The sequence below is a fragment of the Flavobacterium pygoscelis genome (genome assembly GCF_023162025.1).
In the GTDB taxonomy this organism is placed as follows: domain Bacteria; phylum Bacteroidota; class Bacteroidia; order Flavobacteriales; family Flavobacteriaceae; genus Flavobacterium; species Flavobacterium pygoscelis.
Genome location: NZ_JALNUB010000004.1, coordinates 203,164 through 217,300, shown reverse-complemented (window position 1 = coordinate 217,300; position 14,137 = coordinate 203,164). Strand labels below are relative to the sequence as shown.

The window sequence follows — 14,137 nt, the reverse complement described above, 5'->3', positions numbered from 1 at the left end:
TGGTTAAGTAACATTCAGATCATAAGCATGTTTTTTTTAAATCATCAAAGTGTTTATTTTATTTATGTGAATTTAGTAATTATTTTAATATAATCGTAAATATTATGCACTTATTTAACTACTATAGTAATTAAAATTTCAATATTGCATCATTTTACCTAATTATTGTTAATTAATTATTTAGTTAAAAAAGATGTATAGTGTTAATTTTCAATACTATATAATTTTAATTGTATAAAAAAAAGATAGTATTTTTTATAATTAAAATAGTACGAATTAAGGAAGGATATGAATTTGTTGACGTAAAATAATTGAAAGTAAATTATTTTTTTTTCTGAATTATTTCAGCCAGTAATTTTTTAGCACGAAGTAATTTTACTTTTACATTGCTCAAGGGTTCATTAATTTTAGTGGCTATTTCTTGATAAGTCATTTCCTGAAAGTAGCGTAACTGAATTACTTCTTGATAATGTGGCTTCAATTCTTTGATAAACTGCAGTAATAAAGATAAATTTTGTTCTGTGATTAATTTGTCCTCTGCAGACGGAGTAGTATCGGCAATATTGTAAGCTTGTTGGTCTTCCTCGTCTGTGATTTCTACGAATAAACTGGCTTTCTTTTTGCGTAAAATATCAATATGAACATTTTTTGCAATAGCAATCAACCAAGTGTTAAACTGAAATTCGGAGTTGTAAGAAGCAATTTTATCAAAAGCTTTTGAGAATGTTTCAATAGTTATATCCTCTGCGTTGGTTTCATTTTCAGTACGTTTTAGCATGAAACCATACACTTCGTTCCAATAATGATTCAATAGAAAAGTGAAAGCAACTTGATCACCTTGTTTTGCTTTTTCTATTTGATTTTTTATTTCCAATGTATTGGTTTTGAGAATATATTTGTTACAAATATATTGATTTGCGTAAATATTAATACTATTTCAATTACCGGATACCAATATACGACATCTTTTTCTTTTAATTTTCCAGCAGAAAATCCGATCACCAGCCAAGTTATAAGGTAACGAAAACCGATTAATAGGAGTACCAAAATCCATTCGAATTGTATTGCTAATAATACTATTGAAAGTATTAAAAAAGTTAGTTGCGAGAAATAGAAAAGTCCCAATTGAAACTTGTCAAATTTTTTGTAATAATTCGCAGTAGCAATATGTCTTCTTTTCTGAATCAACCAATCCTTATACGTAGTTTTTGGTTTAGAAAGTGTAATGCTTTCTGGTGTATATGCGATAGTTGTATTCTTAGAATTAGCAGCTTGATTGATAAATAAATCATCATCTCCAGAACGAACTCTCATGTGATCTATGAATCCGTTTACATTAAAAAACTCTTCTTTTTTGTACGCTAAATTTCTACCTACACCCATGTAAGGATGTCCTGCTTTTGCCCATGAAAAATATTGAATTGCAGTTAATAAAGTTTCAAAACGAATTATTTTATTTAAAAACGAGTTGTTTATCTTTTCATACTTACCATATCCTAAAACTATTGTTTTTTGTGCCGTAAATTGAGCACTCATAGCGGTTATCCAATCTTTTGAAGTAGGATAGCAATCGGCATCTGTAAAAAGTAAATATTCTTTTTTAGCTGCTTTAATTCCTAATGTCAAAGCATATTTTTTGTTTCCCCAAAAGGCTTCGTTGTTTTGTACTTTTACTAATCTAACATTAGAATATTGTTTCTCAAATTCTTCAAAAATGGCCAAAGTATTATCGCTTGAAGCGTCATCAATTAATACGATTTCAAAGTCTGAATAGTTCTGTTCAGCAAGGAGAGGAATAAAACGAACTATGTTTTCTTGCTCATTTTTAGCACATACGATAACTGAAATAGGGAGCGTATTTGGTGTTGTCTGTTGCGTTTTTGCAAAAGCAAATTTGCTAAAGATACCCAAATAATACAAAATTTGAACTGCAACAATAAATATAAAAATGTAAAGAATGATAATAAGCATCAGAGTTTAGTGTAATTTTATTTCCTTAATTTTAAGAAAGTGCAAAGGTATGAAATACAATTATCATTAGTAAATTATAAATTTATGAATTTTAAAGTTTTTCATAAGGACATTTTTTCATCTCCTTTGCTGTAGCAATAGACTCAGTTGTGTTTTTTTTCTCTAATTCTAGAATAATATTCTGATAATTTTTCTCGTCTCGATTTTGTGACATCTTTCGAGTGGCTTGAATTTCTTCAATTTCAATTTCAAAAGCAACAATTCCATTAACTTGTCTCATGGTTTTTGAAGATAAATCTTCTACACGAATTGGTTTTTCAGACTGCTGTTCGTGTTTATCCACTAATCTTTTTAACGAATTTACAACGGCTTCACCTTCAATTATTTTTATTTTTCCATACACATGTACGGCAATATAATTCCAAGTTGGCGCATTTTCATGATCATACCATGAGGAAGATATATATGAATTTGGTCCTGAAAAAATTGCCAAAACTTCTTCGTTTTGCTTAAAGCCTTCCCATTGTGGATTTTCCTTAGCGATATGACCTTCTAAAATGGTTCTCCCTTCATTATTAATCGCAAGTTCAAGCGGTATATGAGTTGCCCACAATTTTCCGTTAGTCTGATTGATCAATATGCCAAAACTATTCTCCTCTAGAAATTTATTTACTTCTTCTGGATTCTCATTTTTGTATATATCTGGTGTAAACATGGTGGAATTTTTATTATTAAAGAATTTAAATTTTGAAAAAAACTGTTTCTCAAGCAAAAAAATTTTGAATAGAATACTATGATTTTTTTTAAATAATATTGACTTCTGCTTCTATACGAATACCAAATTTTTTCAAAATAGTTTCCTGAATATTCCTTGAAACCTGTAGGATTTCTGCTCCAGTAGCATTGCCATAATTGACTAAAACTAAAGCTTGATTTTTATGAACTCCTGCGTCTCCAAAACGTTTCCCTTTAAATCCAGCTTGTTCTATTAGCCATCCAGCAGGAACTTTTACTTCAGTTTCAGAAATTTCATAATATTTCATTTCTGGAAATTGCTGCTTTATTGGTTCGAATTCTGATTTCAAAAGAATTGGATTTTTAAAAAAACTACCGCTATTTCCTAACTCCTTAGGATCAGGTAATTTACTTTGACGAATAGCAATTACTGCATTGCTAACCTCTTTTAAGGAAGGATTAGTTATGTTGTTTTTTGCTAATTCACTAATTATGTCTCCGTAGGAAGTATTAATTTGATGATTGTTTTTGGTTAATTTAAAAACAACTGAAGTAATGATGTATTGGTCTTTTGCCTCGTTTTTGAAGATGCTTTCTCGATATCCAAAACGGCATTCTTCTTTTGTAAAGTTTTTTATTACCTGATCTTTTACTGCAATGGCTTCACATGAAACGAAGGTGTCTTTGATTTCAGTTCCATAAGCTCCTATATTTTGAACAGGAGTGGTGCCTACATTTCCCGGGATCAACGACATGTTTTCTAAACCACCAAAATTGTGATCAATGGTCCAAAGAACAAATTCATGCCAGTTTTCTCCCGCTTGACTTTCAACCCAAACAAAATCTTCATTTTCTTTTATAATTTTTTTGCCTTTTAAATCGATATGTATTACAAGGGCATCTATGTCTTTTGTCAAAAGCATATTGCTTCCTCCTCCTAAAATGAATTTTTTATCAGATTTTTTTAGCTCTAAAATGTCTTTTAGTTCTTCAAGTGTGTGAATGGCTACAAACTGTTTTGCTTTGGCTTCAATGCCAAAAGTATTGTGTTTTTTTAAAGAAAATTGATGTTGTATGTCCATGAAAGTGTTTGCTTTTTTGAATTCTTAATCCAAAAGTAATAATTATAATTTAGTTGGATAATTTTTCATTCATAGATGTGTTTTTTAATTTTATGAATGTGTAATTTATTTTTTTTCTCAATTATGATTTTTGAAATATTTGAGGGAATGTTTTGAAACTGAATCAAAAAAAAATACCCTATTCAATTGAAAATTTCAATAGAATTATTTCTTGTTTTTACTTTTTAGTAGTATTAATTAACTCGTGATATCTTTCAGAAATGATTTTCATATTTATATTATAATCTGCATTTTTTTCTACAAATTTTCTATTTTTTACTACGGCTTCTTCTCTAAAATCCTTATTTTCAAAGGACCATATTAATTCGGAGGCAAGCTTTTCATAATCATCAATTGGAATAAGTTGTCCGTTTTTACGATGTTGAATCCAAGATCTATTTCCAGCAATATCGGTAACAATGGGAAAACAATTGCAAGCCATAGCTTCAAATAAAGAGGCCGAAACACCTTCTGTTATTGGCATACTGATGTAAAAATTTGATGCTTGAAGTATTTTGGGTAATTCGGTATTAGCAATTCTTCCCGTAAAATTAACTTTCTTTTCAATATTTAAATTTCGAGCTAAATCTTTCAAATTTGTCAATTGATTTCCGTCTCCAATAATTGTAAGGGAGAAATCTATACCTTTTTCATTTAGCAATGAAAAAGCTTTAAGTATAGTATCATGACGGTATTCAGGCAGTAAAGAACGAGTTACTACTGCATTAATTTTTGATGGATTAGCGCTATTTATATTTTTAAATTTTTTGAGATCAATTCCTTTTGGTAGGACCAAAACCTTTTTCATAGCTACATTTCTCTCCTTCATAGAAACCGTCATTACGGGTCCCCAAGCATGTATTAAATCTGCTTTTTGAAATGCATATTTTTGAATCATTTTTTTTAAATGAAACGAAAATGATTTTTCAGGCCATAAATCAGTTCTGCCTTGTTGAGCAATCGCTACGGGTTTTACGCCAGATAACGCAGCAAGAAAACCATAACTAGTGGTTCGTTCGGCAATAATCATATCCGGTTTTTGGAGTCGGCTAATTTTCTTTATTTTAAAAATTGCAAATAGAAACTCAAATATTCTTAAAATTCGGTTTAGATTAGAATTGCTTGGTATTTTTAATTCCCACGTAATAATTTCAAAATCGCCAAATTCCCGAAGACCATTCATCCAAGTAATTGCATCGGCTCTGTAGGTTTCTCCAAGAAAAAGTATTTTCTTTTTTTTCATTTATAATTATTCCGACGTTAAGGCGCGATTTATAAAATCATTTAAAGGTTTTAATGCTATTAGTTTTCGACTCATAACAGTAACAAAGTCTTTTTTGGAAACGGACAAAAAATCGATTGCTTGAGAGGATTCAAAACTTTTTAATTTAAGTAATTCAATAGCTGGATGCTCTTTTTCGTAACCTCTAGGTGGATTTTTTAGGGTATTTTTTTCATTGCGATCAAAATCCTTAAATTCTGTTTTAAAGTTTTTTTCTTCAAGAATAGCTTCTAAATCATCATGGAAATAAGCAATTTCCTTACGCATTTTTTTTAAGTCTTCAGATTCAGGACAGTAAAGTCCGCCTGCAATAAAACTAGCGCCTTTTTCTAAATGTATGTAATATCCAGAACGGTTCAAACCTTTACTTCCTGAGGAGAACCAAAGTCCTAAATGTGTTTTATAGGGAGTTTTGTCTTTTGAAAACCGAATGTCTCGATTAATTCGAAAGGTGCAATTTTTTACTTCGAGCATTTCTAAGGAAGGATCAAGCGGTTTAAGAGCGTCTAGAAAGGAAGCTGCTAATTGCTGATAATCTTTTTTGAAGGCCTCATATCTTTTCTTGTTTTCTAAAAACCAATCTCTATTGTTATTGGCTTTTAAATCTTCTAGAAATTGTATTGTTTCTTTTGAAAGCATATTCGGTTATTGTATTTGTTTTCTTAAGTCTTCTTCACTTATATAACCAGAATGTTTCCATTTTATCGCTCCTTTTTCATATACAAATAATGTAGGAAGTTCACTAATTTTCAATGCATCCATCAATGTTTTGTTTTTATCAGCATCTAATCTAATAATTACAACATTTTCATTTTCTTCTTTTTGCATTTTAGCAAGGTAAGGAGCCATTTTTTTACAAGGAGCGCACCATTCTGCATAAAAATTAATAAGTGTCTTTTTATCTGCATTTACTAATTTGTTGTATTCCTGAACAGACATTCCGCTCACTTTGTCACTTGGCTTAGACAAGCCTGCAGCGTCCCATTTCAAGATTCCACCCTGTAGTTGATAAATATTTTTGAAACCTAATTCTTCTAATTTATTAACAGCATTTTGACTTCTTCCGCCACTTTTACAATACACAAAAACAGGTTTTGTTTTGTCTATTTTTTCTACATCTGTCACAAAGCTATTTCCTAACCAATTAATATTTATGGCATTATCTAAGTGTGATCCAGAAAATTCCTCAGGAGTTCTTACATCTAGAATTTGTGCATTTGGAGTTTCGGCTATTTTTTCGGCAAAATCTTTTGCTTCTATTGTTTTTACGTCCTTAGCGTTTTGTGCATTGCACGAGAATATTATAAAGGAAATAATTACGAGTATTTTTGGATTGAATTTCAAGGTGTTTTAATTTTAAAATGATTAGGCTAAATTAGTTATTTTTTCACTTTGCCAAGGCTAATGAAGTCTTAAATAAAACTATAAATTGAAAATTTTATAGGATTGATGTGTAGATTTTAAAATTTCTTCTGTGCGATCCGCATGCGTATCAGAAATAAAAAGCTGACCGAAAGTATCGCTATTTACCATTTCAATTATTTTTGAAACTCGGTTTTCATCTAATTTATCAAAGATGTCATCAAACAGTAAGATGGGCTTTACGCCACTTTGTTTTTTTAAAAATTCAAATTGCGCTAATTTTAGAGCGATTAGGTAAGTTTTTTGCTGTCCCTGAGAACCAAATTTTTTAATTGGGTAATGATCGATTTCAAAAGCTAGATCATCTTTATGAATACCGATACTTGTATAATGCAAAGCCCGATCTTTATTGATGTTTTCCTGCAAAAGGAGTAGGAGTTCTTTTTCGAATAAATGACTTTCATATACCAATCGTACGCTTTCTTGTGAACCTGTTATTGCTTGATGGTGCTTATTGAAAATAGGAATAAATTGTTCGATAAATTCTTTTCTTTTTTCAAAAATAAATTTTCCTAAACCGTCTAGTTGCTCATTATAGATAGACAATGTATCGTTTTCAAAAACATGATTTAAAGCAAAATATTTTAATAATGCATTGCGCTGGTTGATTACTTTTTGATATTGAATGAGTTGCTGTAAATACTGAGCGTCCAATTGAGAAATTACACTATCCATAAATTTTCGTCTGGTTTCGCTTCCTTCAACAATCAAATCTCTATCTGCTGGTGATATAATCACTAAAGGGATAAAGCCAATATGATCTGAAAACTTATCATAGGATTTACCATTTCGTTTCAGTATTTTTTTTTGTCCTTTTTTTAAACTGCAAACAATTTGTTCACTCCTCTCGTTTTTTTCGAATGTCGCATCAATTACAAAAAACTCTTCACCATGTTTGATGTTTTGTACAGCCAATGGATTAAAATAGCTTTTTCCGTAAGATAAATGATATATTGCATCGAGAACATTAGTTTTTCCAATGCCGTTTTTGCCAACAAAACAGTTTATTTTGGTGTCGAAATCAAAATTTGCTTCTGAAAAATTTTTGTAATTGAAGAGGGAAATATTTTTTAAATACATGTATAAAGCTTGCTGGTATTGAGAATTTTGCTGTTTTTAGACCATTTTTTTAAAGAGGGTGCAAATTATCGAAAATTATCGATATAAAGCATTTTTCTCTTTGTTTCTCTGGTAAATAATTTGCCTTAACTAGTAAAGAATCATTAATAACGTTTTTTTTTAATATTAAAGCATATTTCTTGTGTGGGTTTGAATAAAAATTTTATTTTTGCGCTTCACTAAATAATAAAAAATGGCAACGTACAATAAACGAGGATATAAAGCACCAAAAGAAAAAGAAGTAAAAGATGATGCAGTTAATGCAACTGTAATTGATGAAAAAGACAGCACAACAGCTGAAGTTTTTTCTAAATTAGATCAAACGGCTTCAATGACAGAGGATTGGGTAGCTAAAAATCAAAAAATAATTATAGGATTAGTTGCAGCAGCAGCGATATTTACTATTGGTTATTTGGCGTATCAACGTTTTATTGCTTCACCAAAACAAGAAGAAGCGGCTAATGAAATGTTTCTTGCAGAGCAAAACTTTCAAAAAGCAACTGATGGTGTAGCGAGCGACTCTTTATATAAATTGTCATTAAATGGTGCTGAAGGTAAATTTGGATTTTTGAAAATTGCAGATGAGTATTCAGGAACTGATGCTGGTAATTTAGCGAACTATTATGCTGGAATTGCGTATTTGAATACTGGAAAATATACAGAAGCAATTGAGTATTTAAATAAATTTAAGTCGGATGATATTGTTCTTGGCGCTTTAGCTAAAGGAGCAATAGGAGACGCTTATGCTGAAAAAAATCAAGCTAAAGAAGCTTTAGATTTTTATGTTAAAGCAGCTAATACAAACAAAAATGATTTTACTACACCACGTTTTTTATTAAAAGCAGCTAAAACAGCATTGGCTTTGGGTAATAAATCGGATGCTTTAAAATATCTAAATGATATTAAAGATAATTACGATGGATCTCCGGAATCAGGTTCAGCGGATGTATTAATTGGTTTAGCGCAATAGTTAAAATTGATTTAAGATTGAATTTGAGACTAGGTATTTTTGATTTCAAAATGGTATCTTTAGCTACTTAAATTATAATCTAAAATTTTAAATAGAGATCAAATGGCTACTGTAAATAAAAATTTATCAGAGTACGATAAAAATTCAATCCCAAACGCGAAAGACTTTCGCTTTGGGATTGTTGTTTCTGAATGGAATGATGTGATTACTGAAGGACTTTGTAGAGGTGCTGTAGAAGCGCTTTTAGAAAATCAAGTTCCGGCTCATCACATAATACGTTGGAATGTTCCTGGTAGTTTTGAACTTATTTATGGTTCAAAAAAAATGTTACAAACACAAAATGTTGATGCCGTTATTGCCATAGGATGTGTTATTCAAGGTCAAACTAAGCATTTTGATTTTGTTTGTGAAGGAGTTGCTCAGGGAATTAAAGATTTAAACGTTCAAACTGATATACCAGTTATTTTTTGTGTATTGACTGATAATACAATGCAACAATCTATTGACAGAAGCGGAGGAATTCATGGTAATAAAGGTACAGAAGCTGCAATAGCAGCTATAAAGATGGCTTTTATTCGTCAGCAAGCTTCTTTAACACATCAAATAGACAATCAACATTTGTTGTCCTCAGGGCCTATTCAAATAGAAGAAGGTGGTCCGCTAGAATTGAAAGAATAAATTGTTAAAATAAATTATAAAAATTTAAACCTATACTATTTTGATAGTATAGGTTTTGTTTTATTAATGATTAAATAAGCTACAATTCCCAGTAGAAAATTATTAAATTTGCGACTCTTACTTTCGAAAATTAAAACAAAAATCTTTAAAATTAAATTTTTTAATGTCGAGTATAATTCAATTACTTCCTGATCACGTTGCCAATCAAATTGCTGCTGGAGAAGTGGTTCAAAGACCTGCTTCGGTGGTCAAAGAACTACTTGAAAATGCTGTTGATGCAAGGGCAACCGATATCAAGTTAATTATCAAAGATGCTGGGAAAGCATTAGTACAAGTAATTGATAATGGTTTAGGGATGAGTGTTACCGATGCGCGTTTGTGTTTTGAACGCCATGCCACCTCAAAAATCCGTCAAGCCGAAGATTTATTTTCATTACATACAAAAGGTTTTCGCGGTGAAGCCTTGGCTTCTATTGCTGCAATTGCTCATGTTGAAATGAAAACCAAGCAAGATCAAGAGGAACTTGGAACTCATATTGTGGTTGAAGGAAGTAAATTTGTATCTCAAGAAGTTGCTGTTTTACCAAAAGGGACTTCATTTGCTGTCAAAAATTTATTCTTCAATATTCCTGCGCGACGCAATTTTTTGAAATCGGATACCGTTGAATACCGTCATGTAATTGATGAGTTTCAACGCGTAGCTTTGGCACATCCAAAGATTCATTTTACTTTTTATCATAACGGTAGCGAAATGTTTAATTTGCCCTCTTCGACATTGCGTCAAAGAATTGTTGCTGTTTTTTCAGGTAAAACCAATGAAAAATTAATACCGGTACAAGAGGAAACCGAAATAATAACAATTGAAGGATTTGTAAGTAAACCTGAATTTGCAAAAAAAAGTAGGGGAGAACAGTTTTTCTTTGTAAATGATCGATTTATAAAAAGTGGTTATTTACATCATGCGGTGATGGCTGCTTATGATGGAATTTTAAAAGAAGGGACACAGCCGAGTTATTTCTTGAACTTAACTTTGCCACCTAACACCATCGATATTAATATTCATCCTACTAAAACGGAAATCAAGTTTGATGATGAACAAGCATTATATGCTATTTTACGAGCATCAATTAAGCATAGTTTGGGTCAGTTTAATGTTGCGCCAGTTTTAGATTTTGATCGCGATTCTAATTTGGATACGCCTTATCATTATAAAGATTTAGATGGAGAAACTCCCACAATACAAGTGGATGGAAGTTTTAATCCCTTTGCTGAACAAAAACCAAGCAAACAATTTACTTCTTATAAAAAACCAGAACCAACTGCCAATTGGGAAAGTTTATATGTAGGTTTAGAACAAGATTCACAGGAAATGGAGCATCTTACTTTCGAGAATGAAGAGATGACTTCTTCTTTATTTAATGATGAAGAAATTGAGCAATCAGTTCATAAAACTTACCAAATACATAAAAAATATATCATTTCATCAATAAAATCAGGAATGGTAATTGTAGATCAGCAACGCGCTCATCAACGGGTGTTATATGAACAGTTTTTGGTAAATATGACCGTAAATCAAGCTTCTAGTCAGCAATTGCTTTTTCCGTTAAACTTGTTTTATTCAACTACCGAAATGGAACTTATTAGTGGACTTCAGCTATCGCTTATGAATACTGGATTTGTTTTTGAAGACAATAATAAGGACCATATTGTTATTTCTGGAATTCCAGTGAATGTTACAGAAAGTGAAGTATCTATAATTTTTGAACAGTTATTGAGTGATTTACAAGACGGAATTCCCGAAAGTAGTTTTAGTCAAAACGATACAATAGCCAAGTCAATGGCTAAAAGTCTGGCGGTAAAGACCGGAACACATTTGACAGAAAAAGAACAGGAAAATTTAGTAAACGGGCTTTTTGCTTGTAAAGATCCTAATGTTTCCCCATTTCAGAAACCCACTTTCATCACAATGCGTGTGGAAGATTTAGATAAAAAATTTGTAATATGAGAAATGTAACAGAGACCGTTAAACAATTAATTATTATTAATGTTTTGTTTTTTGTTGGTACTTTAGCTTTAGGAGACGTTGCGTATAAATATTTAGCGCTATATTTTCCTGAGAATCCTAGTTTTCAATTTTGGCAACCCATTACCCATATGTTTATGCATGGTGGATACATGCACATTTTCTTTAATATGTTCGCCTTGTATTCTTTTGGATCTGCTTTAGAGAGCTTTTGGGGAAGCAAAAAATTTCTATTTTTCTATATATCATGTGGTTTAGGTGCTGCTTTATTACACACAGGTGTAAATTATTATTACTTTCAAGATGGTTTAAATACCTTAATAAGTCATGGATTTCAAAAACAAGAAATCTTACAATTATTAAATGAAGGAAAGATAAATACGAGATGGCAAGAAATTTTAACTGTTTCTGATTTCCAAAATTTTACTAGCGCTTACATGGGAACTGCAGTAGGAGCCTCTGGTGCTATTTATGGAACTATTGTGGCTTTTGCTTTTATGTTTCCAAATGCAGAGTTAGCTTTAATGTTTATTCCAGTACCTATTAAGGCAAAATATTTTGTTCCTGGTTTGGTATTAATCGATTTGTATTTAGGAATTTCTGGACAGTCTATTTTTGGCGGTGGCGGAATTGCACATTTTGCCCATGTTGGTGGTGCTTTATTTGGATTTATCATTATGTGGTATTGGAAGAAGAACCAATTCAATCAAAATCGTTGGAATTAATTTAATACCATAAAACTCCTAGAAGGATATGAATATATTAGACGACTTAAAATTGCAATACAAGGCAGGAGGAATAGTAATTAAGCTAATTTTCTGGAATGTTGCATTATTTGTAATCCCTTGGTTATTTTTTGCCATTTTATCTTTCTTAGGTCTTACTATTGATTATATCGATTATGTAAGCTTGTCGTCAAATCCTTCTTTTTTATTATGGAAACCTTGGTCTTTGCTTACCTATGCTTTTTTTCACAGTGGTTTCATGCACATTATTTTTAATTTGATTGTTTTAAATTTTGCGGGCCGATTGTTTATGACGTATTTTACAGGGAAGCAGTTATTGGGTTTGTATATCTTGAGTGCAATTTTTGCTGGAATTATTTATATTTCGGTATTTTATATTCTTAATATTAATGCTCCAATTGTGGGTGCTTCTGCAGCAATAATGGCGATTTTGGTTGCAACGGCAACCTATAATCCTTTCATGGAGCTACGGTTGTTTATCATAGGAAATGTAAAATTGTGGCATGTAACGGCAGTAATTGTTCTTATTGACTTGATGCAAATCCGTTCTGAAAATATGGGAGGACATATTTCGCATCTTGCTGGTGCTTTTTTTGGTTTTATATTTATTAAATTGCTACAAAATGGAACTGATTTAAGTAAAGTTGTTACTTCAGTTTTAGATTTTTTTGCAAATTTATTCAATAAAAGACAAAGCACACCATTTAAAAAAGTACATAAAAATTACAATAAACCCGTTGAAAAAGTTGTTTCTAAAATAGTGACTAAAGACAAATCACAGCAGCAAATCGATGAAATTTTAGATAAAATTAGTCAATCTGGTTATGATAGTCTAACAAAAGAAGAAAAAGAATTCTTGTTTAAAGTGGGTAAATAAATACCTTTTAGATATAAAATACGTTTATAAGTTTTGGCCCATATCCTATCTATTTTTTATCTCTGTTTGATAATACTAAAATATAGCAAATGAAAAATCTGTCATGGTTTAATAAAGTAATGTTTTTTTTAAATATTGTTCTTACACTGGTGACTTTCATTGCTTATGTTTTGCCTTTCTTGGCTCCAAAATCTTTTCCTTTGTTGTCAGTATTAACTCTTTTCATGCCTCTTTTTTTTATATTTAATGCTTTGTTTTTTATTTATTGGGCATTTCAATTCAAAAAACAATTGGTTGTTTCCGGTTTAGTTTTATTGTTAGGAATTACTTTTATAAATAAATTCTACAAATTTTCTGCTCCAAAATTTTCTGTAGAAGAAGATGACTTTACTGTAATGAGTTATAATGTTCGTCTGTTAAACGTTTTTAAGTGGATTGACAGAGATGATGTTCCAACAGATATTGTAGGTTTTATAAATGAAAAAAATCCCGATATTTTGTGCATTCAGGAATACGCACCTTCTGCTAATATTGATCTAAAAGTTTATCCACACCGCTATATTTTTACAACAGGTGATAAAATTAAAGGCGGTCAAGCTATTTTCTCTAAATTTCCTATTATCAATCAGGGAAATATCATTTTTCCAAATTCTAATAATAATGTTGTTTTTGCAGATATAAAAAAAGGAAAGGATATTATCCGAGTGTACAATATGCACTTGCAATCCATTAAAATTTCTCCAGATGTAAATGAAATAGATGAGAATATTGATGTCATTAATCAGCAGAAATCGCAAAAGTTGTTTATTAGAATCAGTAAAGCTTTTAAGCAACAACAGCAACAAGCTGAAATATTTGCTACTCATAAAACGGAATGTACTTATCCAATTATCATCTGCGGAGATATGAATAATAGTGCTTTTTCTTATGTTTACAGAAGTATTAAGGGGAAAATGAAGGATGGTTTTGAAGAAGCTGGAACTGGTTTTGGAAGCACCTATAAATTTAGATATTATCCCGCTAGAATTGATTATATTTTTACTGATGAAAAAATGACTGTCAAGAGTTTTGAAAGCTTTCCTAGTTTTATCAATTCAGATCATTTTCCTATCCTTGCAAGATTATCATTAGAGTAAAAGGGACTTTACTATTTGAGGCATAATACTGAAAAATGGTTGGTAAAAACCTTTTAA

General features: G+C 30.8%; 14 protein-coding genes. 6 read left to right on the top strand and 8 right to left on the bottom strand.

The features are described 5' to 3' along the window. Nucleotides 1-322: 322 nt before the first annotated feature. The 8 genes from MW871_RS07675 to recF form a co-directional block, all read right to left on the bottom strand. Nucleotides 323-874, bottom strand: a complete 552-nt coding sequence (locus MW871_RS07675) for an RNA polymerase sigma factor (protein WP_188049720.1) — start codon at nucleotides 872-874, stop codon at nucleotides 323-325. Next, complete coding sequence (locus MW871_RS07670) at nucleotides 865-1,971, bottom strand: glycosyltransferase (protein ID WP_248428142.1); 1,107 nt, start codon at nucleotides 1,969-1,971, stop codon at nucleotides 865-867. Before MW871_RS07670 ends, MW871_RS07675 begins: the two co-directional genes overlap by 10 nt. Nucleotides 1,972-2,062: 91 nt before the next feature. After that, a complete protein-coding gene (locus tag MW871_RS07665) occupies nucleotides 2,063-2,686 on the bottom strand; it encodes an FMN-binding negative transcriptional regulator (RefSeq protein WP_210644096.1) in 624 nt (207 codons plus the stop codon). An 88-nt stretch (nucleotides 2,687-2,774) separates the two neighbouring features. Beyond that, a complete protein-coding gene (gene murB / locus MW871_RS07660) occupies nucleotides 2,775-3,788 on the bottom strand; it encodes a UDP-N-acetylmuramate dehydrogenase (RefSeq protein ID WP_188049723.1) in 1,014 nt (337 codons plus the stop codon). 217 nt (nucleotides 3,789-4,005) lie between these two features. After that, nucleotides 4,006-5,070 (bottom strand): glycosyltransferase family 4 protein, encoded by a 1,065-nt coding sequence (locus MW871_RS07655; RefSeq protein WP_248428141.1) that lies wholly within the window; start codon nucleotides 5,068-5,070, stop codon nucleotides 4,006-4,008. A 6-nt stretch (nucleotides 5,071-5,076) separates the two neighbouring features. Then, nucleotides 5,077-5,748, bottom strand: a complete 672-nt coding sequence (locus MW871_RS07650; protein WP_248428140.1) for a DUF2461 domain-containing protein — start codon at nucleotides 5,746-5,748, stop codon at nucleotides 5,077-5,079. A gap of 6 nt (nucleotides 5,749-5,754) precedes the next feature. Next, nucleotides 5,755-6,453, bottom strand: a complete 699-nt coding sequence (locus MW871_RS07645) for a thioredoxin domain-containing protein (RefSeq protein WP_248428139.1) — start codon at nucleotides 6,451-6,453, stop codon at nucleotides 5,755-5,757. A gap of 78 nt (nucleotides 6,454-6,531) precedes the next feature. Next, the gene (gene recF / locus MW871_RS07640) at nucleotides 6,532-7,611 is read right to left on the bottom strand and encodes a DNA replication/repair protein RecF (RefSeq protein ID WP_248428138.1); all 1,080 of its coding nucleotides are present in this window, start codon (nucleotides 7,609-7,611) and stop codon (nucleotides 6,532-6,534) included. 232 nt (nucleotides 7,612-7,843) lie between these two features. On the opposite strand from recF, the gene MW871_RS07635 reads away from it, so the two are divergent. The 6 genes from MW871_RS07635 to MW871_RS07610 all read left to right on the top strand — a co-directional run bounded on the left by MW871_RS07635 (nucleotide 7,844) and on the right by MW871_RS07610 (nucleotide 14,080). Next, nucleotides 7,844-8,620: a tetratricopeptide repeat protein gene (locus MW871_RS07635; protein WP_188049728.1), complete on the top strand. Its 777-nt coding sequence runs from the start codon at nucleotides 7,844-7,846 to the stop codon at nucleotides 8,618-8,620. A gap of 102 nt (nucleotides 8,621-8,722) precedes the next feature. Then, the gene (ribH, locus tag MW871_RS07630; protein WP_188049729.1) at nucleotides 8,723-9,298 is read left to right on the top strand and encodes a 6,7-dimethyl-8-ribityllumazine synthase; all 576 of its coding nucleotides are present in this window, start codon (nucleotides 8,723-8,725) and stop codon (nucleotides 9,296-9,298) included. Between the two features lie 163 nt (nucleotides 9,299-9,461). After that, nucleotides 9,462-11,303: a DNA mismatch repair endonuclease MutL gene (gene mutL, locus MW871_RS07625; protein WP_248428137.1), complete on the top strand. Its 1,842-nt coding sequence runs from the start codon at nucleotides 9,462-9,464 to the stop codon at nucleotides 11,301-11,303. Then, nucleotides 11,300-12,046 carry a rhomboid family intramembrane serine protease gene (locus MW871_RS07620; RefSeq protein WP_188049731.1) on the top strand — a complete coding sequence of 249 codons (747 nt, stop codon included), beginning with the start codon at nucleotides 11,300-11,302 and terminating at the stop codon, nucleotides 12,044-12,046. Before mutL ends, MW871_RS07620 begins: the two co-directional genes overlap by 4 nt. 28 nt (nucleotides 12,047-12,074) lie before the next feature. Beyond that, complete coding sequence (locus MW871_RS07615; RefSeq protein ID WP_248428136.1) at nucleotides 12,075-12,944, top strand: rhomboid family intramembrane serine protease; 870 nt, start codon at nucleotides 12,075-12,077, stop codon at nucleotides 12,942-12,944. An 89-nt stretch (nucleotides 12,945-13,033) separates the two neighbouring features. Further along, on the top strand, nucleotides 13,034-14,080 hold the full coding sequence (locus MW871_RS07610) for an endonuclease/exonuclease/phosphatase family protein (RefSeq protein WP_188049733.1): 1,047 nt from the start codon (nucleotides 13,034-13,036) through the stop codon (nucleotides 14,078-14,080). Nucleotides 14,081-14,137 lie beyond the last annotated feature (57 nt).